Below are 25,572 nucleotides of genomic sequence, written 5' to 3' on the forward strand. Positions count from 1 at the left end.
GTGTGGCATTCGCCATGTGAAAGTAGGACACCGCCAGACGCCCCATCAGACAAAGCCCAGCTCAAACGAGCTGGGCTTTGTGCATTGGCGCGCGCGCAGCGCCAAGCCGCCCTCCAACGAGCCCCGCCAGGATCACCCGGCGGGGCTTTGGCGTTTATGTCTTCGGTCGTATCATGAACGCATTGATAAGGAGAACATGATGGCCAAAACGCTTAAGGCGGGACTGCTCGGCTTCGGTTACGCCGGTTCGACTTTCCATGCGCCTTTATTATTGTCGGTGGATGGAGTGGAGCTGCGCGCGGTGGCTTCCAGCAAACCGGAGCGCGTGCATGCCATGCTGCCGGATGTCCGCGTGCATGCAAGCGCTGAGGCTCTATTGGCGGATCCAGAAATCCAGCTTGTTGTGATCGCCACGCCGAATGACAGCCACTATCCTTTGGCGGAAGCGGCTTTGCGGGCAGGCAAGCATGTGGTGGTGGACAAGCCCTTTACCTTGGAGGCATGGCAAGCCAAGGAGCTGATTGGTTTGGCGCGCAGCGAGCAGCGTTTGTTGTCGGTATTTCATAACCGGCGTTGGGATGCCGACTTTCTGGCAATTAAACAATTGCTGGGCGAAGGCCGGCTGGGGCGCGTGGTTCACTTCGAGTCGCACTTCGATCGTTACCGGCCGCAGGTCAGACAACGCTGGCGGGAATCCTCGGCCCCCGGCGCTGGATTGTGGTATGACCTGGGGCCGCATCTGTTGGACCAAACGTTGTTGCTGTTCGGCTTGCCGCAAGCCATTCTGCTGGATAAGGTCGGCTTGCGCGATGGCGCGCAAGCCGATGACTGGTTTCATGCCGTGCTGCGCTATCCGGACAAGCGGGTCATTCTGCACGGCGGCACGCTGGTGGCTGATGTTGGCCCGCGCTTCATCGTGCATGGTACTGAGGGCAGTTACAGCAAATACGGATTGGACCCGCAAGAAGATGCGCTGAAAGAGGGTGTGAAGCCAGGTGGCGCTTGCTGGGGGAGGGATGAAAAGCCAGGGAGGCTGTTGCTGACGGATCGCCAGCCTGTCGCGTATGCGGGGCCGGATGGCGATTACACGCGCTATTACGCTGGCGTGCGCGACGCGATCTTGCGCGGCGCCGCCAATCCCGTTCCCGCGGTGGAGGCATGGCAAGCTATGGTCTTGCTGGAACTTGGCCGGCACAGCGCTGACCAACAGAGCTGGCAGACTGTTCCGGCATCGCTGGCCTGTTAATTCTTGCCTTTCTTTTTGCCGCCATCTGGCTCTGCTTGCTGGGCGGTGGCGATGACTTCTTCAGCGCTGATTGCTGCTTGCTGTTCCGGAGCGATTTCGGTCAGCAGTGCTTCCAGCAGTTTGCTGCGCGAGCTGATGTGGTGGTCGAAGCGCCAGTCTTTCAGCAAGTCTATCGCGACGTCGAAGTAGCGCATGTCGATATCGTACAGCTGGCTCAGGTCGAATGAGCGGCCCATTTCCAGCGCGGCGGCCAGCTCCTTCAGAACGTGCATCTGTTGCGGATCGTGGCCTTCTTCGATGAAGCGGCGGATTTTCTTGGCGGCGTTCATGGCTTTCCTGTCTGTATTTGGAAGATGCGCGCGCAGGACGTGCGTCATGCAAGTGCAATGATGGTCGGCTAAGCGTGAGGCGTCAACTTTGCCTTAGCGCGTGGCAGGCGAGTGTGGCGGAATGCGGTTGTCTGATTTTATATATGTCAGTTGAGTTTGTTGTGGGTTTGGCATAGTTTCAACAGGCGTTGGCCGCAGGCTCGCGCCGGAAGTCTGTCATTTCTACATGCCTTGCCGAAGGAGGATTTCATGAAGCAGCAAGAAGTGCGCCGTCGTGCCTTTGCCATGCCCTTGACCAGTCCGGCTTTTCCGCCAGGGCCCTACCGCTTTATCAACCGCGAGTACATGGTCATCACCTATCGTACGGATCCGGAAGCGATTCAGGCTATCTTGCCTGAGCCGCTGGAAATGACGGAACCCGTGGTCAAGTATGAGTTCATCCGCATGCCGGACTCCACTGGCTTTGGCGACTACACAGAGAGCGGACAAGTCATACCGGTCAGCTTCCGCGGCGTGCAGGGCAGTTATGTGCATGCGATGTTTCTGGACGATCAGCCGCCCATCGCCGGCGGTCGCGAGTTGTGGGGGTTTCCAAAGAAAGCCGGCCATCCGAAGCTGGAGGTGCAGCGCGACACGCTGATCGGCAGCCTGGATTTCGGTCCCTTGCGCATTGCGACAGGCACCATGGGCTATAAGTATGAAGCGCTCGACCATGCGGATCTGCAGGCCAGTTTGGCGGAGCCCAATTTCCTGTTGAAGATCATTCCGCATGTGGATGGGACGCCGCGCATTTGCGAGCTGGTGCGCTATCACACTACTGATGTGACGATCAAAGGCGCCTGGAAAGCGCCGGGCGCGCTGGAGCTGCACCCGCACGCGCTGGCGCCGGTGGCGGAACTGCCGGTATTGCAGGTGTTGTCGGCCAAGCACTTCATTTGCGATCTGACGCTGGATCTGGGCACGGTGGCTTTCGACTACCTGCAGCAATAAGCGTGCGAGCATGAAAAAACGGCCCCGATCGCTCGGGGCCGTTTTGCGTTCAGGTATTTTAGAACCAGAAGTAGCGATGCAGGGCGGCATCCAGATTGGCGACATCGGGCGCGCCGACGCCGGTGGCCTGGTCATAGCCGCGATGCGAGTCATAGCCCCAGTTGCCGCCGGCGGTGATGTCGCGCAGCGGCGCGCCGTGATGGCCGTGGCCATGGTAAGCGTGCCCGGTGGCCAGCAGGCTGTATAGCGAGAAGTTGAGCAAGCCGAGGCGGCCGCCCATGGACTGGTTCAGCAAGGCTGTGATGCCGGCCAGCTGCGGCGCGACGAAACTGGTGCCGCCGTTATTGCTCATGACGGAGAAGCCGGTCTTGCTGGAGGTGTAGTACACCACATAGCCGGTTTCCGGGTCGCCGTTCATCGAGATGTCCGGCACGTTGCGGCCCTTGAAATTGGCCGGCACGCTGGCGATCACCTGCGGAGGCGTCTGGCTGTTGTCTACCAATTGCTGGCCGGCCGGCGTATTTTGCATGCCGGGCACCCAGTATTGGTAGAACGGACGGTTAATGAAGCCGCTGACGCCGCCGCCGCCGCCAACCGGGAAGGTGCCGCAAGCCACCGGGTCCTTGCCCAGCGCCTGGCACAGGCCATTCAGATAGTCCCAACCCCAGGCGCGTTCCTGAGGAATCTTGACCTGCATCGCCTGCCCGTTGGGATGGAAAGTCAGCGTGGCGGGCACGGTGGTGGCGCCTGCCGCGGTGATGAATTGCTGGTTGGCCGGGCTGTCGACGGACAGCACCTTGCTGTACTGCGGCAGGGGAGCGGCTCGGTTCACGTCGTAAGCGCCCGCATCGCCGGCGGCTGCGAACATGGTCTGGCCTTGCAGCGCGGCTTGCAGGAACAAATCATGGTAGGCCTGCAGCACATTGGTGGTTTGGCCGTTGACCGGATTGGCCGCCTGCGATTGCTGATCGAACCATTCCCACTCGCCCCAGCTGACTGACAGCGTGTCGGCCGTGTTGGATTCAATGGCCTGGGCGAAGGCGTCGACAAAACCTTGGGTGGTATTGGGCGCTTGATAGACGATGATCTTGGCGTCCGGCGCGATGCCGCCGGATTGTTCCACGTCCAGCGTGGTTTCATCGGAGCCGCCGTCGTCGCTGGGCGCGCCCGGACCGCCGTCGATGTCGATCACGGACAGGCGGTTCAGGTCGGTTTTCAGGCCGATCTGGTTCCAATACTGGAAGGCGTCGGACGGCGTGAAGCTGGCCAGCGTGACGATGCCTATGGTCGAGCCCTGGCCGTGTATGCCCTTGTTGTACAGCGGAGTGATGTCGTAGTAGCGAGCCAGATCGGTGACGGTCCACTGGCCGGGCGCATTGCCGCCGGTGACGCTGCCGCTGGTTTTGCCGACGGCGGGTTGCAGATGGCTGGGCAACTGGCGCAGGTGCGGACGGAAGTGGGGACGGCTGTCGAAGCCGATCACGGCTTGCACGTCGCTCATGTCGACCGTGGGCGCGCTGGCGCGAACCGGCGCGATATAGCGGGCTGCCGAGCCGGGCGCAGCAGCCTTGTTCTGGAAGATGTGCACTTCGGCGCCGAAGGCCTTCTGCACGGAGGCGGCTGGGCCGCTGACCTGCAACAGCGAGCTGCCTATGCGCTTGACGCCGAGGCCGGCGGCTTGCAGCCGCGCGCTGACGCGGGCCACCGTAGCGTCGCTGGGCGCGAAGCGGGCGCGGAATTCGGCGGAACTCAGGAATTTGTGGTAGTTCGGGCTGGACGGGCTATGCGCCTCCTGCAGATAGCGGGTGGCGGCGTCGCGGTCGCGCAAGTGCAGGGCCACGGTCACGGTCAGTTTTTGCGAGGGCGCGGCCTGTTCCACCTTGCCAAGATCCTGAGCGCCGGCGGCCATGGCGCCGGAAGAGGCGGCCACGGCCATGGCTGCGACCAACAGTTTCACTGCGAATGCTTTGGCCATGCTTGAATTTCTCCTTTGTGGGGATGAGGAGGCGTTGGCTGCGTGGATGCGCCCGCTTCGGCATGAGGCGCTGCGGCTGGGCCGGTGCGGGAGGGGCAGGACGCTCTTTTTTAACCAATATGAATAAATTGGCGAGCCCAGTATAAGTAGGGAAAATTCAACGGAGTTGAGTGTTTTTGTAACGGTCCGTATGTCATTTATGCGTAAAGTTTGTAGGCAAGGCATTGAAATTAAATGATAAATAGATAGCGCTTCCAACTAGTTTGAACGAACGGGCCGCCCTGTTTCTGAGCGCAGCGCCGCGGCGGCCTGTCCAGGGGAGAGGCGGTGACGGCGCTTTGGATCGGGCCGACTATCCATGTCAGTCCTGGCGCGAGGCATGGCATGCAGTAAAATTCAGAATGCGCTAGTCTGATTCCGCGCGGCAGACGCGCGCAGTCGTTGTCAGAAGACGGCTTGGGCGGCGACTAAATGACACACTGAGAAACATGGGCGAGGAAATGCATGCTGATTGACCGTTTTGGCCGGGCCATCGAATATCTGCGGCTATCGGTGACCGACCGCTGCGACTTGCGCTGCAGCTACTGCCTGCCCAAAGGCTTCAAGCACTTCGAGGAGCCGGAGCACTGGCTGACCTTCGACGAAATCGAACGGGTGGTGGCAGCCTTCGCGCGCCTGGGAACCCGCCGCGTGCGGCTGACGGGAGGCGAACCGCTGTTGCGGCGGAATTTGGCCGAACTCGCGGCGAGGCTGGCCGCCTTGCCGGGGCTGGAGGACTTGTCGCTGAGCACCAATGGCACCCAGCTGGCGCGGCATGCCGAGGCGCTGCGAGCGGCCGGCGTGAGCCGCCTGAACTTGAGTCTGGATTCCTTGCGGCGCGATTGCGTCGAGCAAATCACCGGCAGCGATAATTTGCCCAAGGTGATGGAAGGGCTGAAGGCCGCCAAGGCAGCGGGTTTTTCGCCGATCAAGATCAATATGGTGGCGATGCGCGGCGTCAACGAGCAGGACATAGACGCCATGGCGGCGTTCTGCATCGAGCAAGGCTTGATCCTGCGGCTGATCGAGGCCATGCCCATGGGCGACACCGGCCGCGCGACGCAATATCTGGATCTGCAGCCGGTGTTGAAGCGCCTGTGCGAGCAGTTCGATCTGGTCGAGCAGGCGAAAACGCTGGGCGGCGGTCCGGCGCGCTATTGGAGCAGCCGCGACGGCGCGTTCTCGCTTGGCGTGATCACGCCTATCTCGCAGCATTTCTGCGCCACTTGCAACCGGGTGCGGCTGTCGGTGGACGGCACGCTGTACATGTGCCTGGGGCAGGAGGAAAAGCTGGAACTGCGCCCCTTGCTGCGCGGCGGCATAGACGATGCCGGCCTGGAGGCGGCCTTGCGGCAGGCGATAGAGCTGAAGCCGGAGCGGCACGAGTTTCGCGAGCAGCCGCAGAAGCTGGTGCGCTTCATGTCCATGACCGGCGGCTGAGCTCGGTCATCGCTCCTGTATCGCGCGCCTATGGCGGCGGAACACCCATTTTTCCCACAATAGGTGCGTGTCCTGGTCGAAGGACGCATGGATGTCGGCGGTCAGCAGATGGCCGCTTTCGCCTGCGGGCTGCTTGCTGGCGACTACGCCGAACAGCCAGAGGCTGAGCGCGGAGTCCGGGTTGGGGTGCAGCAGCAGCAGCAGCTTCTGGCCAGGCTGCCAGCTCTGGCTGTCGAGCCAGGCCACGGTGTTCAGTCCCAGGCGGCACGGCGCGATGGCCGGCCGCTTGGGGTGGCGCTCCAGCAAGGAAACCTCCAGCGCCAGGTCCAGCTTGGCCTCCAGTCGCAGCAGCGCCGGGTTGCTGTCCTCCGGCGTTTCCGTCGGCGCGGCCAGCACGCGCAATGCCAGCCGCGTTTCGCGCTGTTGCTGCGGCGGATAGTCGCCGTGCAGCGGTTTGGCCTGGAAGGGCAGGCGGGCGTCGAAACTGACGGTATCCAGCTCCGGCAATCCATCGATCAAGGCGGGGGACATGGCGGCGTTTAGCGGAAGAAGAGGGGAATGGCGTCCAGGCCGCCATGCTCGATGGCGATGTCGGCCTCGGCGCTGACGCGCGGTTTGGCGTGGTAGGCGATGCCTACCCCGGCCTCGCGCAGCATGGGCAGGTCGTTGGCGCCGTCGCCTACCGCCAGCACCTGCTCCGGGCGCAAATCCAGCCGCTCGCGGGTTTCGATCAGCAGCCGTTTTTTGGTTTCCGCGTCGACGATGCCGCCGCTTACGCGGCCAGTCAGGATGCCATCCACGGCTTCCAACTGGTTGGCGTAGGCGTAGTCCAGGCCCAGCTCGTCCTTGAGACGGTCCGTGAAATAGGTGAAGCCGCCGGATACCAGCAAGGTCTTGATGCCGGCTGCGCGGCAGGCCGCCAATAGTTCTCGAGCGCCAGGGTTCAGCCGCAAGCGGTGTTCGTACACTTCCCGCAGCGCGGCTTCGGGCAGGCCTTGCAGCAGCGCCACCCGTTCCCGCAGCGCGGCGGCGAAGTCCAGTTCGCCGCGCATCGCGCGCTCGGTGATTTCGGCGACTTGCGGCTTGAGGCCCTTTAGGTCGGCGATTTCGTCTATGCACTCTATGCTGATCAGCGTTGAATCCATGTCGGAAACCAGCAGGCCGAAGTCAGCGAAGCGGCGCGCCTCGTCGACCACGGCCGCGTCGCACCCCTCGCCGCGGCACAGCGCCAGCAGCGCTTGGCCGCATTCGGCGTCTATGTCTTCCAGTCGGACGACGCCAGCGCGGCCATGGTCTATTCGCTTGGCTTGCGCCAGGCTGGCCAGCTTGGCGATGAGAGAGGCGTCTGCTTGCGCGGCGACAAGGGCTAGGGTTTGCGGTGTGCTCATGTGGTGCGATCGGCGTCCAGGTGGTTTGCCTGATTATGCCACGTCTGGCGCCGCTTGCCGCCGCGGCGGCGCGTCAGCAATCTCCGGCGGCTGGGCAGCGCCGGCTCAGCCAGCGCTTGCATGCCGCGTCAAGCGACAGCAGGCCGGGGCCGAAGGCCAGCAGCACCAGGATTTGCGAGCCCCAGAAGTAATGGAACTGGCGGGTGGCGTCGGTCAGCCCGGGGTAGCTGATCACGGCCACCGCGTTCAGGATGAACAGGCCTGCCGCGGCGAAGCGTCCGCCCAGGCCCAGCGCCAGCAGGCTGGACAGGCCAAGCTCGCCGCAAGCCGCCATGACGGCGGCGACGGCGGGGGGCAGCAGCGGCACGTGGTATTCGTCGGTGAATAGCGCCAGCGTGACGTCCCAGTCGGCTATCTTGGTCAGGCCGGAACTGAAAAACACATTGGCTATCCACAGCCGCAGCATCAGCAGGACCAGCGGCTGCAGCCAGCAGGAGCAGCGGATCAGCAGCCGGTAGGCGCAAAAAGCCGGTTTGAGCGCGTGATTCATGAACTTAGGCATCCGTTGAAAGGTGGAAAGAGGCGAGCAAGGGGGGCTGGAACAGGCCGAGCAGAGCGGTTTGCAAGTCGAATTCGGCGTCTTGAGCCAGGGCCTGTTCGGCGGCTTCGGCCAGCGCTTGTCCGCCGAACAGCGCCGCATGGAAGGCATAGTCGGCTGCGCTCAGCGCGCGAACCTGCACGTCGCCCTCTATGCGATGGACCAGCGCCGGCTCGGGGGCGCGTTGCAGAATGCCTTCCAGCGGGCCGCGCTCGCGGTGGGCGAGCCAGATGCTGACGGCGGGAGCGTTCGCCGGACACAAAGCGACGTGCGGCAGCGCGGCGAAGACCAGCTCTCCCCAGCGGGCTTGCGGCGCGGCGGCGAGCTCGGCCGCGGCTAAAGGCTCTCCGTCTTCCGCGTAATAGCTGCGGTGAACGGCCCATTCCAGCCGCGCCACGTCGGCAAGATAAGGCAGCTCGCGGCAGGGTTCGAAGCCGGCGATGAAGTCGGAAAAGTCCGCGCCGTAGCGATGCAGATTGCCGCTGAGGGAGGCGTGCGTCTTGACGTATTCGCGGGCCAGGGCGGTGAAGAAGTCATCTCCCACCAGCTCGCGGCATACCGGATGGCTGTGCGCCAGGGCCTCGATCAGGCCGACGCGGTAGTTGTTGCGGTAGACCGCCAGACCGGCCGGGCTCAAGCCCCAGGCGGCGGCGGGCGCTTGTTGGGCGGGATCGGCTATCGCCTCGAGCAGCGCATCCTGCCAGTCATGCCAGTTCATGGCGGCCCTCCAGAATGGCCTGCGCCTTGGCGGCTTCGCCGCGCAAAGCGGCGAGCGGCGGGATGTCCAGATCCCACTCGATCAGGGTGGGACGCGGGCCGATGCGGTTTATCACCTCGCGGTAGAACTGCCAGACGCCGTCATGCACCGGCTGGCTGTGGGTGTCCACCAGCAGGCCTTCGCGTTCGCTGTAGCCGGCGAGATGGATTTCGCCTATCGCGCCGGCCGGCAGCGCGGCCAGCACGGCGTCGGTATCGGTGCCGAGATTGATGCGGTTGACGTACAGATTATTGACATCGAGCAGGATGCCGCAGCCGGTCAGGCGGACCAGTTCGGCCAGAAATTCGCCTTCGTTCATCTCGTTGCCGGGAAACTCGACATAGCTGGACAGGTTTTCCAGCAGAATGGGACGCCCCAGCGCATCCTGCGTCTGGGAGACATGGCCGGCGATGGCGTCCAGCGCGGCGCGCGTGTACGGCACGGGCAGCAGGTCGTTGGCGTAACGGTTGGCAGAGTGGTTGAACGACAGGTGCTCGGACACCGCCGCCGGCCGCAGTTCATCGACCAGCCGTTTCAGCGTGGCCAGATGGGATGCGTCCGGCCGCGTCGCGGAGCCGAGTCCCAGGCCGACGCCATGCAGCGACAGCGGCCAGCGTTCGGCTATGCGGCGCAGCATGGCGAGCGGGGTGCCGCCATCGAAGAAGTTTTCGCTGTGGACTTCCACCCAGCCTAGCGGCGGCGCGGTGTCCAGGACTTCCCGGTAGTGCGGGGCGCGCAGGCCTATGCCGCAGACCGTGGGCAGACAGGGGTATGGCATGCTGAGAATCCGGGGTGGCGGCCCGCTGGCGGCGGGCCGGTATCGGGAAGGCTTACTTCTTGGGGGAAAGGTTGCCGCCCATTTGCTGGCAGGAGCCGGTGGCGACGTATTTCCAGTCGCCCGGGTCCTTGTCGACCTTGGCCTGGCCGGCGCAGGAATGGGCGCCGGTGGCCGAGGCGCAGTCATTCTTGCCGGCCTGGGCGATGCCGTAGCACTTTTCCTTGCTGGCGGCGGTGGCCGGCGCGGCGCTGAGGGCGCCCATGGCGATGACGGCGCCGAGGGCGGAGGCGATCAGGGCTTTGTTCTGCTTCATGTGGAATCTCCTGGTTTGGGTGGCGGCTTTCGCAGCCGAAACTGGCAATGGTAATCAAAGCGGCTGGAAATGCCAGCCTGAGGATTACATCGGCTTGGTTTGACCGCCCATCTGTTGGCAAGTGCCGGCGGGAACCAGTTTGAAGTCGGCGGGGTCGTTGTCTACCTTGGCCTGGCCGGCGCAGGCGTGGGCGGCGTTCTTGCAGTCGTTCTGGCCCGCTTTGGCGATGCCGAAGCATTGGTCCTTGTCGGCGGCGGCGGCCGGCATGCTGGTCAGCGCGCCGATGGCGATGACGGCGCCGAGGGCGGTGGCGATCAAAGTCTTGTTGTGGCTCATGGTGTTCTCCTGGGTAGTTCACCCTTGCGGGTGATGGCGGTTGGTCGCTGCTAGCGGCGAATGCTTACAGTCCTGCGGCTGATTGCATCGCTTGCTTCCATTGAGTCGCGATGTTTCGCCGCTTCTTACGCGGAAAATCAAAAAATAACGCGCCAGGGTCTTGGCGCCGGACGGTGCCGCGCCCGTCAGGCCTGCATGCTTTTGTCGTTATAGCGCGGCCGGGGCAAGTCCGCCGGGTTGGCGAGGGGATGAAAAACAGCCCCGCCGGCGGGAACGGGCGGGGCTGTGGCGGAGGGCGGACGATTGTCCGCGGCCTCAGCGGATGTTGACGACTTTATGGGTTTGCACCGATAGCCGCCATTGCGGATGCGCCATGCAGTAAGCGATGGCGGCGCGGGTGTTGGCGGCGAGGTCCGGGCCATCCATGGGCTGCAGGTAGAAAGTGTCGAAATCGAGACCGACCACGGTTTCCGGCAGCTGGGTGGGTTGCGGGTAAACCAGCTTCAGCTCGTTTCCGCTGAGCTGCTTCAGCTCGGCGCCGGCCTTGGGGCTGACGCAGATCCAGTCCAGGCCGGCGGGCGCGGCCACGGTGCCGTTGGTCTCGACGGCGATCTCGAAGCCGGCGGCGTGCAGCGCGTTTATCAGCTCCGCGTCCACTTGCAGCAGCGGTTCGCCGCCGGTGCAGACTACATAGGGCGCGCCGCCGGCGTCCTTGGGCCATTCGGCAGCGATGCGCGCGGCCAGGGCCGCCGCGCCGTCGAACTTGCCGCCGTCCGGTCCGACGCCGACGAAGTCGGTGTCGCAAAACTGGCAGACGGCCTTGGCCCGGTCTTCCTCGCGGCCGGACCACAGATTGCAGCCGGCGAAGCGGCAGAATACGGCGGCGCGGCCGGCTTGGCGGCCTTCGCCTTGCAGCGTGTAAAAGATTTCCTTGACGGTGTAGGTAGTCACGACAGGTTCTCGCAATGAAGGGTGGGATGGCCGCTGTTTACAGCAGCGGCCAGCGCATGTCTTCGTGGAAGTGCATCGAGACGCCGGCGCGCTCGCTTTCCATCAGGTCTATGCGGTCCAGTTCCGGCACCAGTGGCGACAAATGGGCGTGTATCCATTCGGCCACCGCGGCGTTGTCCTGGCGTCGCAGACCGGCCAGCTTGTCCAGCGGATTGTGGTCCAGCTGGCGGTAGATGGGCTTGAAGCGGTCTTTGACGTCGCCGAAGTCCAGCAGCCAGCCCATGGCGCGGTCCAGATCGCCGGCCAGCATCAGGCGGACCAGATAGCTATGGCCGGTGTAGTTGCCGGCGGCGTCGAAAGGCATGGCGCTTTCGAAGCGCTGCTCCTTCCAGATGCGGAAACGCTTGCCGTCGAACTGGCTGCCGGCGGTGTGCGTTTCGCGCACTTCCACCCAGGCGAGCCCCGGCAGCTGATGGCGCAGTTCCTGGAACAGCCATTGCGCCAGCACTTCGCTGGTGGGGTTGTCCAGGCCGGGAATATCGTTCAGATAGCGATGGTTCAGGCGCTGGAACTGCGGCGCCCAGGCTTGCTCCAGCTCGCGCATGCCGCAGAGGGCGGCGTCGGCCACCAAGCGCACGCCGAAGCCGTGGCCGTGCAGGCGGCCGCACTTGTGGCCCACTGGCACGTGGGGCAGGTGGTGCGCCGCCTCGAACGAAGTATTCAGCCAGCGGAAGGCGCGGTCGCCGTCCAGCGTCACGCCGCGGTCCGGCGCGCTTTGCAGCAGCAAGGCGGCGGGCTGGGGCAGCGCGTCGGCGATATGGCGGGTCAACGCCAGGTCGTCGCTGGCGGCCAGCAAGGCATTCAGGTCGGAATAGTCCAGCGGGGCGATGGCCGCATGCAGGGCGGCCTCCAGCGCGGCCGCATCCGTGCATTGCGCTTCGCTGCGGGCGGTGACGCGGAAGCTGTGGCCGTGCGGGCGGGAGGCTTTGCCGTGGTCGGCCGGAAGCCGCCGCGCCGCTTCGAAGCCGGCGCCGGCTATGAGGTAACAGGCGTGCATTTCAGCGTCCTTCCGCTTCCGATTGGCAGCGTTCCACCAGCGGGTCTGCCACGCCGGCTTCGGCGAAGCCCTTGGCGCGTAGCTCGCAGGAGGCGCAGTGGCCGCAGGGCGGCACCTCGCCGTTGTAACAGGTGTGGCTCCAGGCCAGGGCTTCCATCGCGCCGACTTGTTGCGCCAGCGTCACGGTTTCCGCCTTGGACAGATACATCAGCGGCGTATGCAGCTCCACGCGGCTGTCCATGCCCAGGCGCAATGCCAGCTCCAGCGCTTTCAGCGTGTTTTCGCGGCAGTCCGGATAGCCGGAGTAGTCGGTCTGGGCCACGCCGGTCACCAGGTGGCGCGCGCCGCGCGTGTAGGCGAAGGCGGCGGCGAAGGTCAGGAAGATCAGGTTGCGGCCCGGCACGAAGGTATTGGGCAGCGCGTCGTCGTCTCGGACGCCATCCTCCGGCGCGATGGTGTCATCGGTCAGCGCATTGCCGCCGATGGCGGAGAAGGTGTCGATGGGCAGCAGGGTCTGGCGCACGCCGGCCAGCCTGGCGATTTTGTCGGCGCAGTCGAGTTCGATGCGATGGCGTTGTCCGTAGTCGAAGGTGACCGCCTCCACATTGCCGGCGCCGAAGCGGCGCAGCGCCCAGTACAGGCAGGTGGTGGAGTCTTGGCCGCCGGACAGGACGACCAGGGCTTTTTCAGATGCTTGATTCATGTTCCGTCGAAAAACAGTCGAGGGTTGTAGTCGAGCGCCGGGATCGGTCTCACCCGGCGCGGCAAACCTATGATTTTACCGCACTATAGCCCGCGGATGTTGTCGGCGAAACGATGGTCTGGATGCGACTGGTGTAGAAATTTTGCAACAAGGTGAATTTTATTGATTGCCGTCATGTCTTGTTCATGCAATTAATGGTTTTAGCATGACAAATGCGTTTTATATAACTTTCCGTGATGAAAAATATCCGTCAAAGGAACAATAAAATGGACAAGAGATTGCCAATCGCTGCGGCGGCCCTGTTGCTGGCTTCCTCCGCCTTCGCTTCCGATCTGCAGGTCAGCCTGGGGCAGCCGACCATCAGCGCCGCGCAAGACGTGGACGTGAACGTCAGCTATCGCAACACTGGCTCGCAAACGCTGCACGTCTATCGCTGGTATCTGCCTGGCAAAGAACTGCAGGAACGTTTTTTGAATGTCAGCGTGGACGGCAAGCCGGCGGAGTATCTGGGGCCGCAATACAAGCGCGTGGTGCCGTCGCTGCGCGATACCGTGGCGCTGGCGCCCGGCGCGATGCTGAACGCCAAAGTCCGGGTTTCCGACTACTACGACTTGTCCAAGGGCGGCCAGCTGAATGTCCGCTTTGAGAGCAACAGCGGCCGGGTGTTGAACAGCGGCCTGCCTGCCGGCGTCAGCGCCAAGCTCGCTGCCGCGCCGCAGGACGAGGCCATCGTGTCCAATGCGGTGAGCGCGGCGAGCGCCGGCAAGATCAGCCCCTTGCTGCAACGCTCGAAGGCGGCCAAGCAGGAGTGGCAGATCCTGAGCCGCAGCGCCGTCAGCGGCATCAGCTATGCCGGCAATTGCTCGGTCAGCCAGCAATCCCAGTCCAAGGACGGCTATACCGCGGCCAGCGCCATGGCGGACGAGACCAGCGCCTACCTGGGCGCGACGCCGTCGGCCACCACGCGCTATGTCACCTGGTTCGGCAAATACAGCCAGGCAAACTGGAGCACCGCCAAGTCCCACTATGTGCTGATCAAGGACGCGCTGGACACCAAGCCCATCAAGTTCGATTGCAGCTGCACGGATAGCGGCACCTACGCCTATGTATATCCGTCGCAGCCGTACACGGTGTATCTGTGCGGCGCGTTCTGGAACGCGCCGACCAAGGGCACGGACTCCAAGGGCGGCACGCTGGTGCATGAGCTGTCTCATTTCACCGTGGTGGCGGGCACTCAGGACCATGTCTATGGCCAGACCGGCGCCAAGCAACTGGCCAAGAGCAGCCCTAGCCAGGCTCTGAACAATGCCGACAACCACGAGTATTTCGCGGAAAATACGCCGAATCAGCCTTGATCGAGTCGATGCGGCCGGCTTGGCGAGCCGCCGCGCGATGAAGCAGACCCGGCCTGGCCGGGTCTTGTCGTTTCCGGCAGCCGGCGCGGCGAGAGCGTCAATGGCGCATCGCGGCTTGGAGTGCGCCGACTGTCGTCTTATTATGGGAGTGAGCCGGAGGACGATGGAATGCCTCGGGCTAGGCGGGAAGGGGCCGGATGGGCATCGGCTGGATGACGGGCAGCGGCAGCAGGCGAGGGTGTGATGTCGTCGACGACGATCTTGTTGGTAGAGGATAGCGCGACCAATCGCTATTTCATCGAGCAGTTCATCATGGAGCTGGGCTACCACTGCGTGTCGGCCAGGAATGGCCTGGAGGCGGTGGCGTTTTGCCGCAACCAGGTGCCGGATCTGATCCTGATGGACGTCATCATGCCGGAGATGGACGGCTTGCAGGCGACGACCGAGCTGCGGCGGATGTTTGGCGAACACTGGGTTCCCATTATTTTCCTGACCAGCCTGCACGAGCTGGAAAGCGTGGTGCAGGGTTTGAAGGCAGGCGGCGACGACTACCTGGCCAAGCCGGTCAGCTTTGACCTGCTGTCGGCCAAGATCCATGTATTTCTGCGCATCGCCGAAATGCAGAACCAGATCAACCAGGATGCGGTGCGCCTGGAAAAATACTTCCGCGAGAACGAATTCGAGCAGCAGCTGGCGCTGGAGCTGATCGAGCGGCTGATCAGTCTGCGCACCTCCACGCCTGCGCACATCTGGCAATACCTGAGCCCGGCGGCCGGCTTCAACGGCGATCTGATCATCATCTGCCAGACCCCGGATGGCGGCGAGCACATCATGCTGGCGGACTGCACCGGCCATGGACTGACGGCCGCGATCAGCGCCTTGCCCGCGATAGATTGCTTCCATGAAATGACCGAGGCGGGCTGCGGCATCGAGGAGATCGTCCGCGGCGTCAATCAGAAGCTGCACCGGCTGTTGCCCAGCGGACGCTTCGTCGCCGCAGCCCTGATCGCCATCGAGCCGAATGGGCGTTCGCTGCGCATCTGGAACGGCGGCGTGCCTTGCGTGCTGCTGTTTGACGAGCGCGGCGGCGTCACGGAGCGCTGCAAATCCAGCCATCCGCCGCTGGGCGTGCTGGCGGCGGCGGATTTCGATGATTCCATGCTGGAAATGGCGTGGCAGCAGGGGCAGGTGCTGGTGGTCAGCTCGGATGGCATCACCGAGGCCAAGGATGGGGCGGGCGCGATGTTCGGCCTGCCCGGCGTGGAGACTGCGGTGCGCCAGGGTTGGCCGGACCGGATAGGCGAGAGGGTGCTTAGCTCCGCCAAGGCCCACATGCTGGGCGGCGTCGCTTGCGACGATATTTCGCTGCTGGTGATCCGGCATCCGCAAGACGCGGCGGCGAAGGGCTGAGCGCCGGCTTGCGATTCATTGGCGGCGCCGGCTGCTTTCCACTGAATGCGGGAGTCGCTGCTAGATGGCGCAGACGCGGCCGCGGCCGCTGCCCTTGGCCAGGTAAAGTTGGCTGTCCGCCAGTTCGATCAGGCGCTGGCTGTCGCCTTCGTTTTCCGGAATCAGGCAGGAGACGCCCAGGCTGACGGTGACCCAGGGCGAGACGTCAGAGGCGGCGTGTTCTATCCGCAGCTTGCGGATGGCGGCCTCTATCTTCAGCGCTACCGAGACCGAACCGGCCAGCGTGGTTTCCGGCAACAGCGCGGCGAACTCCTCGCCGCCGAAGCGGGCCGCCAGATCATAGGAACGGTTCAACTGGGCGCGCAGCGTCAGCGCGACCTGGCGCAGGCATTCGTCGCCGGCGATGTGGCCGTAGCGGTCGTTGTATTTCTTGAAATAGTCGATGTCGGCCAGAATCAGCGACACCGGATTGCCGTTGCGCAAGCCGTGGCGCCAGGCCTGGTCCAGCCTTTCGTCCAGGCGGCGGCGGTTGGCGATGCCGGTCAGGCCGTCGCTGAAGGCCATGGCGCGCAGTTGATCGGCCTGCAGTTTCATCGTCAGGTGGGCATTGACGCGGTTGCGCAGCGTGACCGGCGTGACTGGCTTGGTGACGAAGTCCACCGCGCCGGCTTCCCAACAGGCGATTTCCTCGGCCTGTCCATGATGGCCGGTCACGAAGATGACGGGGATGTCGCGGGTGGCCGGGTCTTGCTTCAGGCACTGGCAAATCTGCATGCCGTTCATGCCCGGCATTTCCACGTCCAGCAGCAGCAGATCCGGCGGCGTGGCCTGGCAGAAGGCGATGGCCTGTTCGCCGCCGGTGGCCATGAAGACCTCGTGCTCCGACTGCAGTATCTGGTGCGCCGCCATGATATTGGTCGGCTGATCGTCCACCACCAGGATTTTGCCGCGCCGTCCGGCGGCGAGATTGAGAGCCGAGTCGTTCATGCTTGATTCACTTTCCGCTGCAGGAGCAGGTCGTCGCATAGATGGGCCGCGACGGCGAAGTCCAGCTGCATGATGGCGCTTTCCAGGGGACCCAACTCCTGCCGCATGCTGACGCGGTATTGACGCTGTAGTTGCTCGAACAATGGCAGGGCTTCCAGATTGGAGGCGTGCAACAATCGCTGCAGCTTGGCCAGCTCGCGTTGCAGATCGGCCTCGTCCTGCCTGGCCTGGGGCGATGGAGACAGGGATGCCTCCTGCGCCAGGGCATGGGCCAGCTCGCGGGCGGCGGTGGAGGCTTCCTCCACGGCTTGCCATAGCGGCTCGTAGTCCGCGGGCCAGGCTTGATCCGGGGCGCGCAGCGTCTTTTCCTGTTCGGCGGCTAGCTCGGCCAACTGCTCGGCACCCACGGTGGCGGCCAGTCCTTTCAAGGTATGCAGCGTTTGTATAGCCCGTTCGCGCAGATTCTGCTCGCGATGTCCCTGCAGATTGACCAGCAGCCCTTCGGCCTCGCCGCAGAAGCTGATCAGGGTGTGGCGGTAGATGCCCGCGTTGCCGCCGAAGCGGAGCAGGGCCGTCCGGCTGTTGATCAGTCCGCCGGCGGGTGCGTCGCGTCCGGCCGGCGTTTGAGCTTCGGCTGGGTGGAGGACGGGCGCCAGGCTGTTTGGCGATGTAAGGGCCTTGGGTCGGACGTGGCGAAGAATGACATCCACCAGTTGATTGAGGTCGAATGGTTTGCCGACATGGTCGTTCATGCCGGCGGCCATGGCCAGTTCGCGGTCCGCCGGCATGGCATTGGCGGTCATCGCGACGATGGGCAACTGGTCGGCGGGGAAGCGGGCGCGCAGCCGCCGCGTCGCCTCGTGGCCGTCCATGTCCGGCATCTGGATGTCCATCAGCACCAAGTCGAAGCGAGGGGAGGACTCGATCGCGGCCAGCGCTGCCTGGCCGCAATCCGCCACTGTCACCGAGGCGCCCTCGTTTTGCAGCAGTTCGCGCGCCACTTGTTGATTGGTGGCGTTGTCCTCCACCAGCAACAGCCGCATGCCGGCCAGCCGAGGCGCGCGCTCGGGCGCCCGGGGCGGCAGGGCCTGGCGCAAGCCCTGGCCGGCCCGCGCGTCGGCGATCGCGTCGAACAGCATGGACGGCGTCACCGGCTTGATCAGGAAGTGGTCGATGAGGCCGGGATCGTGGCGGCGGCGCTGCTCGAACATTTCCCGGCCATAGGCTGTGACCATCATGATCAACGGCGGCGTGCCGCCGGCAGGCAGCGCGCGCAGGCGGCCGCAGGTTTCCCAGCCATCCATGCCGGGCATGCGCCAATCCACCAGCACGATGTCGTAGTCCAGCCCGCCGGGCCGTCCGGCCAGCAGCGCCAGCGCCGCCTCGCCGCTGGCCGCGGCATCCGCCTGCCAGCCGAAGGACCGCAGAATGGCGATCTGGGCCTGCCTGGCGCTGTCGTTGTCCTCTATCACCAGGCAGCGCAGATTCTGCAGCGGGACGATGCCGGGAACGGTGGACGACGCGGCGTCCGGCGCCTGTTCGCAATCGATTTCAAAGCTGAAGACGCTGCCCTCGCCCAGCTCGCTGTCCACGCTCAGTTGGCCGCCCATCAGGCCGACCAGGCGCTGGCTGATGGCGAGGCCCAGGCCGGAGCCGCCATAGCGTCGCGCGGTGGACGATTCGGCCTGGGAAAAACCATCGAAGATGCGCCGGCGCTGCTCGGGCGAGATGCCTATGCCGGTGTCGCGCACGGCGAAAGCGACGCGCAGGCGGTCTTGCTCGCGGCCGACCAGCCTGGCCGACAGCGCCACTTCTCCCTTGTCGGTGAACTTGATCGCGTTGCCGGACAGGTTGATCAGGATCTGCTGCAGGCGCAGCGAGTCGGCGATGATGGCGTCGGGCAGCGCGGGGTCGAGGTTGAACAGGATTTCCACGTCCTTGGCGCCGACATTGGCGGACAGGATGACGCCGACGTCGCGCAGCAGCTTATCCAGGCTCAACGGATGCGGGTCCAGCGTCAGCTTGCCGGCCTCGACGCGCGAGAAGTCCAGTATGTCGTTGAGGATGCCTAGCAGGGTGCGGGCCGCCGCCGCGGCCTTGTCGGCGTAGTCGGCCTGCTGGACGTCGAGCCGGGTTTGCAGCAGCAGCTGCAGCATGCCCAGCACGGCGTTCATCGGCGTGCGGATTTCGTGGCTCATATTGGCAAGAAAATCGGACTTGGCGCGGCTGGCGCTGTCCGCCGCGGCCTTGGCCTCGCGCAGCCAGTTTTCCTGCTCCTGCTGCAGCGTGATGTCGCGGGCGATGCCCAGCATGCGGCTGACCCGGCCGTCGGCGGCCCGCTCGGTTTGCGCGGCGGCCTGCACATGGCGGACTTCGCCGTCCTGGCGCACGATGCGGAAGGTGTGATTAAAAGCGCTAGCCGTTTCCAGCGCTTGCTGCACCAGGAATTCGGTTTCGGCGATGTCGTCGGGATGGATGCGCGCGCGCCAGTGGTTGTAATACAGGCCGAAGTCGCGGAAGGAGCGCGGGATGTCGTAGATGTCGAACATGCGGTCGTTCCACTCCAGCATGTCGCTGTCTATCCGCCAGCTCCAGATGCCTAGCTCCGCGACCTCGGCCGCCTTGATCAATTGGTCGCGGACGGACTCCAGATTGCGCTGGTCCTGCAGGCGCTGGGTGATGTCGGAGGCGATGCCGAGGTAGCCCGCGGCTTCGCCGCTTTCGTTCTGCAGCCGCGAGACGGTCAGTTGCACCGGAAAACGGCTGCCGTTGGCGCGGACATAGGTCCATTGCCGCTCGTCCGTCGGCTTGTGCCAAACCGGCGCGACGATGGCTTCTATATCGGCGCTGATCGTCTCGCCCAGTTCGTGCGAGAGCTGGACGGCGCGTTCGGCCAGTTCTTCCGCGCGATGGAAGTGGGCCAGGCTGCGCTTGCCTATCATATCGGCGGCGGCGTAGCCCAGCATCCGCTCGGCGGCGGGGTTGAACAAGGTGATCAGCCCTTCGCCGTCGGCGGCGATGATGGCGTAGCCGGCATGGGACAGGATGGCGTTCTGCATGGACGAATAGACGCGCAATTGCCGGGTGCGTTCCTCGATCTGCCGTTCGAGCGAGGCGTTCAGCTCGCGTACTTGCTTTTCCGCCGCCTCTTGCTGAGTGATGTCGCGCAGGGTCAGCGAGAGACCGTCGGCCTCGCCGGCGCGGTAGCGTATCGGGGCGACGGCGATGTCCAGTTCCCTGGGCTCGCTTTCCGTTTGCTGCAGCGAGCAGCGAACGGAGCTGGGGGCGCCGTCCTGGCTGCTCTGCAGCAGTCGAGACCAGTCGACCTCGGGCAGAATGCCGGATAGCGGCTGGCCGATGGCCTGCTCGGCCGGCAGATTGAACAGGCGAGCCGCGCCGGCGTTCCAACTGATGATTTCGCCTTGCCGGGTACAGCCCATGATGGCGTCGCGGGAGTTTTCCACTATGGCGGCCAGCTCGGCCAGACGGATGGCGGATTGGCGCTGCGTGCGGAAGTAGAGGCCGCTGGCAGCGCCTATCAGCAAGAAGACGCCTAGCGTGTTGAGCAGCGCGGCCACGCGGCCGGCGCCGACCATTTTCGCCACCTCGCTGTCCGGCAGAACGACGAACAGCTTGTTGTGGCGCGCGGCTTGGCTGGTTGAGAACGGGACGTTGATCGAATGGGCGTAGGCGATGCCATAGGGCGAATCGAAGGCGCGCAGCGAGGCGGGCTGTCCCATGTCGACCGTGATCGGACGGAAATCGTCCTGCCAGCGCCATATCTGGCCCTTTTCCGCGCCGAAAGTGCGTGTGGCGTCCGGCTGCAGCAGATAGTTGCCGTTCTGGTCGGTCAGATAGACATTCACTTCCTGCGGAATATTGCGCGTCAGCGAGGCCAGCAGGGTGGTCGCGTCATAGTCGATCAGCACCAGCCCGAAAATGCGCCCTCGCTCGTCGTAGACGGGAATGCCCACGTGCAGGGTAGGCACCGGCGGCGGGCCATCATGGCCCAGATAGTGCGAACCCATGGCGAGATCCGAGAAATAAACCTGGCCAGGCGGCAGACGCAGCGTGCCGGCCACATAGTCTCTTCCGCCGCGGCGGCTGAGCGGCCTGGGCAGGACGGCGCTGACCGCGCCGAGGCTGCCCCGCTCCACCCGCAGCAGTTCCTGGCCGTCATCTTGCGCGCCGATCAGGCGCAGCGAGGAGATTTCCGGATTGGCTTGCAGGAAGGCGCCGAAAATGGACTCCAGCCGCTTGCGCCAGATCGGCAGCGGCGTGTTTTCCTTGCTGTCGAAGCCATGATTGGCGTTGGCGCGGACGATGCCCGCTATGGGCGGCGTGGCGCTGAGGAAGCGCGCGTCCCTCTGCAGTTGGTCGAACTGCCGGCGCAGGATGGCGCTGCGGGTTTGCGAGACGTAGCCCAGCCTGGTCTGGTAGGCGGCGAGCAGTTGCTGCCGCTGGTGTTGTCCGGTCTGCGCGACGACTACGGCGGTGACGAGCAGCGCGCTCAGCAGGAAGCAGACGATCAGCCGCCCTTCCAGGCGGGAGAGCTGAGACGGGAACGGAATGGGCAAGGGCGACTCCTGGGGTCGGGTCCGGAGAGAGCGGTCGGGGAGGCCGTCTCCATTATAGGAGACGGTTCTTGCCATTCAAATTGCATCGAGATGGGGCGGATGTGAAGAAGCCCCGCCGAAGCGGGGCTGGGGCGGTCAGCGCAGCTGCTGCCAGAGGAAGGCGTATTCCATCGCGGCGATGCGCGCTTCCTCTTCGTGGTTGGCGGCGGCGCCGTGGCCGCCCTCGGTGCGTTCGTAATAATGCACGTCGGCGCCTATCGCCTGCATGGCCGCGAACATCTTGCGCGCATGGCCGGGATGGACCCGGTCATCCAGCGTGGAGGTGGCGAACAGCGTGGCCGGGTAATGCGTGCCCGGTTTGATGTTCTGGTACGGCGAGTAGCGCTGGATATAGGCCCAGTCTTCCGGCAGGTCCGGGTTGCCGTATTCGTCCATCCAGCTGGCGCCGGCCAAGAGCTTGTTGAAACGCTTCATGTCCAGGAGCGGCACCTGGCAGACGATGGCGTGGAACAGCTGCGGGTACTTGGTCAGCATCACGCCCATCAGCAGGCCGCCGTTGCTGCCGCCCTTGATGGCCAGGTGGCGGGCATCGGCGATGCCGCGGCGCGACAAATCCTTGGCCACGGAGGAGAAGTCGTCGTAGGCTTTCTGCCGCTGGTGCTTCAGCGCCGCCTCGTGCCAGGCCGGGCCATATTCGCCGCCGCCGCGGATATTGGCCAGCACGTAGACGCCGCCGCGTTCCAGCCAGGCCTTGCCCAGGGTGCCGCTGTAATAAGGCGTCATGGAGACTTCGAAACCGCCGTAGCCGTACAGCAGGGTCGGGTTCTTGCCGTTAGGCTTCAGGTTCTTGCGCGACACCACGAAGTAGGGCACGCGGGTGCCGTCGTCGGAGCGAGCGAAGAATTGCCGGATGCGGTAGGGGCTGGCGTCGAAGAAGGCCGGTTGCTGTTTCAGCGGCTCGCGCGCGTCGCTGCCGGCATGGGCCAGCGACAGCGTGGTCGGCGTCAGGAAGTCGGCGAAGGTGAAGAAGTAGTCATCGGAGTCATCGCTGTCCACCGGGCGGACTTCTATGCTGCCGTAGCCGGGAGCGGCCACCGGGCGGGATTGCCACTTGCCGTCATGCACCGACCACTCCACCAGCCGGCTCTTCACATCGTCGAGCAGGGTCAGGATGACCGCGCCGCGGGTGTCGGCGCTGTCCGCCAGCGAGGTGGTGGCCGTGGGCTGGAACAGGGCGGTGAAGTCGCGCTTGCCTTGCAGATAATCGTCCAGTTGGATGGCCAGCAGGCTGCCGGCCTTCCAGTCATGTCCGCCCACGCTCCAGTCCTGGCGAAGCTTCAGCAGCAGCCAGGAGTCGTGGAAGCTGACTTCGGCGTGGCCTGGCTTGTCCAGCTTCTGCCACTTGCCGTCGCGCAGCAGCGATACTTCATTGCTGAAGAAGGTGGTGCCCTGGCTGATCAGATCGTACTGACGGCCGGCGCTGTGGACGCGGTAGGCGCCCACCGAGATGTCGGTTGGCTTGCCTTCCAATAGGGTGGCGGCTTGGCTCAGCGTCTGGCCGCGCTGCCATTCCTTGACGATGCGGGGGTAGCCGGAATCAGTCAGGGTGCCTTTGCCGAAATCGGTGGCCACGTACAGCGTGTCGCGGTCCTTCCAGTTGACTTCGCTCTTGGCCTCGGGCACTTGGAAACCGTCGGCGATGAAGCGCTTGCCCGGCAGATCGAACTCGCGCACCACGGCGGCGTCGCCGCCGCCGCGGCTCAGGCGGATCAGGCAGCGGTCCTGCTGCGGCTTGACGCAGTCGGCGCCCTGCCACACCCAGTTTTCCTTTTCCTGGCTGGCCAGTTGGTCCAGGTCGAGCACGGTTTTCCAGGCCGGATCCGCCTTGCGGAATTCTGCCAGCGTGGCGCTGCGCCACAGTCCGCGCGGATGCTGGCTGTCGCGCCAGAAATTGTAGTAGCGGTCGCCGATTTTCTCGATGCCCGGTATGCGGGCGCTGGAGTCGAGCACGGACAGGATGTCCCGCTTTAGTCCGGGAAAGCTTTTCCAGCCTTGTGTTTCCTTGGCGGTGGCCGCGTTCTGCTGATGCACCCATTGCAAGGCTTCCTTGCCCTGGATGTTTTCCAGCCAGAGGTAGGGGTCGCTGGCGGCTTGGCTGTGCGCGGCCAGCAGCAGGACGGCGGTCGCGAGCAGTCGGGTCTTCATGATGTTCTCCTGTATGGGGCGAGCTTGCCGCGAGCACACTCTTCCGCGTGCAGCGCGCCTGTTGTATCGCGGCCCCGCGAGGGGCGACGCATGCCGACTGTAACGCGAAACAAATCACCTTGTCATGGTTTGCGGACGCAAGAAAGCCCGGCGATGCCGGGCTTGGCGCGAAGCGGGCTGGATCAGCCTTGCTGAAGCAGTGTCGGGTAGTCGGTGTAGCCGCGGGCGTCGCCGCCGTAGAAGGTTTCCAACTGCGGCGGGTTCAGCGGCGCGTTCTGTTTCATGCGTTCCACCAGGTCCGGATTGGCGATATAGCTGCGGCCGAAGGCGGCGGCGTCGATATAGCCCTGGCGCAGCAGCGTTTCGGCTTTCTCGGCGGTGTAGCCGCCGGCGCCGATGATCACGCCGGGGTAGCGCTTGCGCAGCTCGGCGCGGAAGGCGTCGTCCAGTTTGGGGCCGCCGGCCCAGTCCGGCTCGGAGATGTGCAGGAAGGCCAGCTTGCGCTTGGCCAGCTGCTCGGCCAGATACAGCGCCATCTCCAGTTGGTCGGTATTGGAGACGCCGTTGAAGATGCCCAGCGGCGAGATGCGGATGCCGACATGCTTGGCATCCCATTCCGCCACCACGGCGTCCACTACTTCCAGCAGGAGGCGGGCGCGGTTTTCCACGCTGCCGCCGTATTGGTCGGCGCGGACATTGGCCTGCGGCGACAGGAACTGGTCCAGCAGGTAGCCGTGGGCGCCGTGGATTTCCACCAGATCGAAGCCGGCGCGGCGCGCGTTGTCGGTAGCGCGGCGGTAGTCTTCCAGCAGATCGTCGATTTCCTCGATTTCCAGCGCGCGCGGGGTATCGCACTGCTCGCGCACCAGGCTGCCGTCGGCGGCGCGGATATTGGTGCGGCTGTCGGCCTGGATGGCGGATGGGCCGACCGGCGCCTCGCCGTTAGGCTGCAGCGAGCGATGCGAGATGCGGCCGGTGTGCCATAGCTGCAGCGCCATCTTACCGCCGGCCTGATGCACGGCTGCGGTGATTTCGCTCCAGGCGTTCACCTGCTCTTCGCTGTAGATGCCCGGCGCGCCGGCATAACCCTTGGCGGTGGGCGAGATGTGAGTGCCCTCGGCCACGATCAGGCCGGCGCTGGCGCGCTGGACGTAGTATTCCTTGGCCAGCGGGCCCGGCACATCGCCCGGTTCGATATTGCGCAGGCGGGTCAGCGGGGCCATTGCCACGCGGTTGGCCAGGGTGACGGCGCCCATCGTCAGCGGGGTGAACAGTTTGTCGGCTTGCATGCTTCTTTCCTCGTTGCGGTCTATAGAAGGTGGCTTACTGCTCGAATCCAAAGCCCTGGGCGCGCGCGACCGGCGCGACCTGGGGGAAGTACACCTGGCGGTAGACGCGCGCGGTGTTGGCGGTCCACGGTTCGCCGTCGGCGCGGCCTATGGTTTCCCAGTGCCGGCGCAGCGTGTCGTCGTAGGCGGCGATGTGGCCGGCCAGGCCCTCCGCCTGGTAGCGTTCGCGATGGATGAAGCTTGCGCGCGGCAGGCGCGGTTTCTGCGCGCCATCGTCCTGGATGTGGCCGATTGCCACGCCGGCCAGCGGGAAGGTCAGTTCCGGCAGCTCCAGCAGGTCTATCATGGCCTGCGGATCGCGGCGGATGCCGCCGATGGGCACGGCGCCCAGGCCGGCGGCGTGGGCGGCGGTGATTAGGTTGCCCAGCGCGATGCCGGCATCCACCGCGCCTACGGCGAAGGCTTCGACGCTGTTGTGGATGAGCTGCCGCTCGCCGGCCATTTCCACGCCGACCCGGGTTTTATGGAAGTCCATCACGATGGCGATGAAGACCGGCGCCTGGGCGATCCAGGGCTGGCCGCCGGCGATTTCTGCGATGCGCTGACGACGCTTGGCGTCCTGCACCACCACCAGCGAGACCTGCTGGCCGTTGATGGAGGTGGGGCCCTTCCAGGCCGCATCCAGCACCGCGTCCAGCATCTCCGGCGCGATGGGCTGGTCTTGATAGCTGCGCACGCTGCGGTGGCTGTGCATCAATTGCAAGGTTTCGTTCATGTTGGGCTCCATTTGAGTAGACCAGTCGTCTAGTTTAAATCCCAAGAAAACCCGCCGTGCGCGGCGGGTGTTTC

At 64.7% G+C, this 25,572-nt stretch carries 22 protein-coding genes; 5 read left to right on the forward strand and 17 right to left on the reverse strand.

Translation table 11 applies throughout. The annotated features are described in order from the left end of the window. Positions 1-1,246 (forward strand): oxidoreductase (locus C2I19_RS01715; protein ID WP_369406680.1); only part of this gene is annotated, 1,246 nt, incomplete at its 5' end. On the opposite strand, the gene C2I19_RS01720 is transcribed toward C2I19_RS01715, so the two are convergent. Further along, positions 1,243-1,575 carry a hypothetical protein gene (locus tag C2I19_RS01720; RefSeq protein WP_103901002.1) on the reverse strand — a complete coding sequence of 111 codons (333 nt, stop codon included), beginning with the start codon at positions 1,573-1,575 and terminating at the stop codon, positions 1,243-1,245. The genes C2I19_RS01715 and C2I19_RS01720 overlap by 4 nt on opposite strands. A gap of 249 nt (positions 1,576-1,824) precedes the next feature. Between C2I19_RS01720 and C2I19_RS01725 the strand changes: the two genes are divergently transcribed. Beyond that, entirely contained in the window at positions 1,825-2,565 is a 741-nt protein-coding gene (locus tag C2I19_RS01725) for an acetoacetate decarboxylase (RefSeq protein WP_103901003.1), read from the forward strand. Between the two features lie 58 nt (positions 2,566-2,623). On the opposite strand, the gene C2I19_RS01730 is transcribed toward C2I19_RS01725, so the two are convergent. Further along, positions 2,624-4,540, reverse strand: coding sequence for a S53 family peptidase (locus C2I19_RS01730; protein ID WP_158253609.1), 1,917 nt, complete (start codon positions 4,538-4,540; stop codon positions 2,624-2,626). 504 nt (positions 4,541-5,044) lie between these two features. On the opposite strand from C2I19_RS01730, the gene moaA reads away from it, so the two are divergent. Then, positions 5,045-6,019, forward strand: a complete 975-nt coding sequence (gene moaA, locus C2I19_RS01735) for a GTP 3',8-cyclase MoaA (RefSeq protein ID WP_103901005.1) — start codon at positions 5,045-5,047, stop codon at positions 6,017-6,019. Positions 6,020-6,025: 6 nt separating this feature from the next. Here the strand turns inward: moaA and C2I19_RS01740 are convergent, their stop codons facing one another. From C2I19_RS01740 to queC, 10 genes are all read right to left on the reverse strand, one after another. Then, the gene (locus C2I19_RS01740; protein ID WP_103901006.1) at positions 6,026-6,550 is read right to left on the reverse strand and encodes a hypothetical protein; all 525 of its coding nucleotides are present in this window, start codon (positions 6,548-6,550) and stop codon (positions 6,026-6,028) included. Positions 6,551-6,558: 8 nt separating this feature from the next. Further along, entirely contained in the window at positions 6,559-7,407 is an 849-nt protein-coding gene (gene serB / locus C2I19_RS01745) for a phosphoserine phosphatase SerB (protein WP_233201064.1), read from the reverse strand. Positions 7,408-7,480: 73 nt separating this feature from the next. Further along, positions 7,481-7,957, reverse strand: a complete 477-nt coding sequence (locus tag C2I19_RS01750; protein WP_103901007.1) for a DoxX family protein — start codon at positions 7,955-7,957, stop codon at positions 7,481-7,483. Positions 7,958-7,961: 4 nt separating this feature from the next. Next, positions 7,962-8,723: an HvfC/BufC N-terminal domain-containing protein gene (locus C2I19_RS01755; protein ID WP_103901008.1), complete on the reverse strand. Its 762-nt coding sequence runs from the start codon at positions 8,721-8,723 to the stop codon at positions 7,962-7,964. Continuing rightward, positions 8,710-9,540, reverse strand: coding sequence for an MNIO family bufferin maturase (bufB, locus tag C2I19_RS01760; RefSeq protein ID WP_103901009.1), 831 nt, complete (start codon positions 9,538-9,540; stop codon positions 8,710-8,712). The genes C2I19_RS01755 and bufB overlap by 14 nt, the downstream gene beginning before the upstream one ends. 52 nt (positions 9,541-9,592) lie before the next feature. Next, the gene (locus C2I19_RS01765; protein ID WP_103901010.1) at positions 9,593-9,853 is read right to left on the reverse strand and encodes a BufA1 family periplasmic bufferin-type metallophore; all 261 of its coding nucleotides are present in this window, start codon (positions 9,851-9,853) and stop codon (positions 9,593-9,595) included. Positions 9,854-9,937: 84 nt separating this feature from the next. After that, positions 9,938-10,189 (reverse strand): BufA1 family periplasmic bufferin-type metallophore, encoded by a 252-nt coding sequence (locus C2I19_RS01770; RefSeq protein WP_103901011.1) that lies wholly within the window; start codon positions 10,187-10,189, stop codon positions 9,938-9,940. A 315-nt stretch (positions 10,190-10,504) separates the two neighbouring features. Continuing rightward, on the reverse strand, positions 10,505-11,140 hold the full coding sequence (gene queE / locus C2I19_RS01775) for a 7-carboxy-7-deazaguanine synthase (protein WP_103901012.1): 636 nt from the start codon (positions 11,138-11,140) through the stop codon (positions 10,505-10,507). A gap of 37 nt (positions 11,141-11,177) precedes the next feature. Continuing rightward, the gene (locus C2I19_RS22940) at positions 11,178-12,197 is read right to left on the reverse strand and encodes a 6-pyruvoyl trahydropterin synthase family protein (protein ID WP_103901013.1); all 1,020 of its coding nucleotides are present in this window, start codon (positions 12,195-12,197) and stop codon (positions 11,178-11,180) included. 1 nt (position 12,198) lies between these two features. Further along, positions 12,199-12,900: a 7-cyano-7-deazaguanine synthase QueC gene (gene queC / locus C2I19_RS01785; protein ID WP_103901014.1), complete on the reverse strand. Its 702-nt coding sequence runs from the start codon at positions 12,898-12,900 to the stop codon at positions 12,199-12,201. A gap of 266 nt (positions 12,901-13,166) precedes the next feature. On the opposite strand from queC, the gene C2I19_RS01790 reads away from it, so the two are divergent. Together C2I19_RS01790 and C2I19_RS01800 are read left to right on the forward strand one after the other, a co-directional pair. Further along, positions 13,167-14,255, forward strand: coding sequence for a M35 family metalloendopeptidase (locus tag C2I19_RS01790; RefSeq protein ID WP_103901015.1), 1,089 nt, complete (start codon positions 13,167-13,169; stop codon positions 14,253-14,255). Between the two features lie 243 nt (positions 14,256-14,498). Continuing rightward, positions 14,499-15,665: a PP2C family protein-serine/threonine phosphatase gene (locus C2I19_RS01800; RefSeq protein ID WP_103901017.1), complete on the forward strand. Its 1,167-nt coding sequence runs from the start codon at positions 14,499-14,501 to the stop codon at positions 15,663-15,665. Between the two features lie 60 nt (positions 15,666-15,725). Here C2I19_RS01800 and C2I19_RS01805 read toward each other — a convergent pair whose 3' ends face one another. The 5 genes from C2I19_RS01805 to C2I19_RS01825 form a co-directional block, all read right to left on the reverse strand. After that, the gene (locus C2I19_RS01805; protein WP_103901018.1) at positions 15,726-16,652 is read right to left on the reverse strand and encodes a diguanylate cyclase; all 927 of its coding nucleotides are present in this window, start codon (positions 16,650-16,652) and stop codon (positions 15,726-15,728) included. Then, positions 16,649-21,229 (reverse strand): response regulator, encoded by a 4,581-nt coding sequence (locus C2I19_RS01810; protein ID WP_158253610.1) that lies wholly within the window; start codon positions 21,227-21,229, stop codon positions 16,649-16,651. Before C2I19_RS01810 ends, C2I19_RS01805 begins: the two co-directional genes overlap by 4 nt. A 135-nt stretch (positions 21,230-21,364) precedes the next feature. Beyond that, a complete protein-coding gene (locus C2I19_RS01815) occupies positions 21,365-23,434 on the reverse strand; it encodes a prolyl oligopeptidase family serine peptidase (RefSeq protein WP_103901020.1) in 2,070 nt (689 codons plus the stop codon). Between the two features lie 182 nt (positions 23,435-23,616). Further along, a complete protein-coding gene (locus C2I19_RS01820; RefSeq protein ID WP_103901021.1) occupies positions 23,617-24,723 on the reverse strand; it encodes an alkene reductase in 1,107 nt (368 codons plus the stop codon). Between the two features lie 34 nt (positions 24,724-24,757). Then, positions 24,758-25,498, reverse strand: a complete 741-nt coding sequence (locus C2I19_RS01825; RefSeq protein ID WP_103901022.1) for an NADPH-dependent oxidoreductase — start codon at positions 25,496-25,498, stop codon at positions 24,758-24,760. Positions 25,499-25,572: the final 74 nt, after the last annotated feature.

It is taken from the genome of Chromobacterium alticapitis (assembly GCF_002924365.1).
GTDB lineage: Bacteria > Pseudomonadota > Gammaproteobacteria > Burkholderiales > Chromobacteriaceae > Chromobacterium > Chromobacterium alticapitis.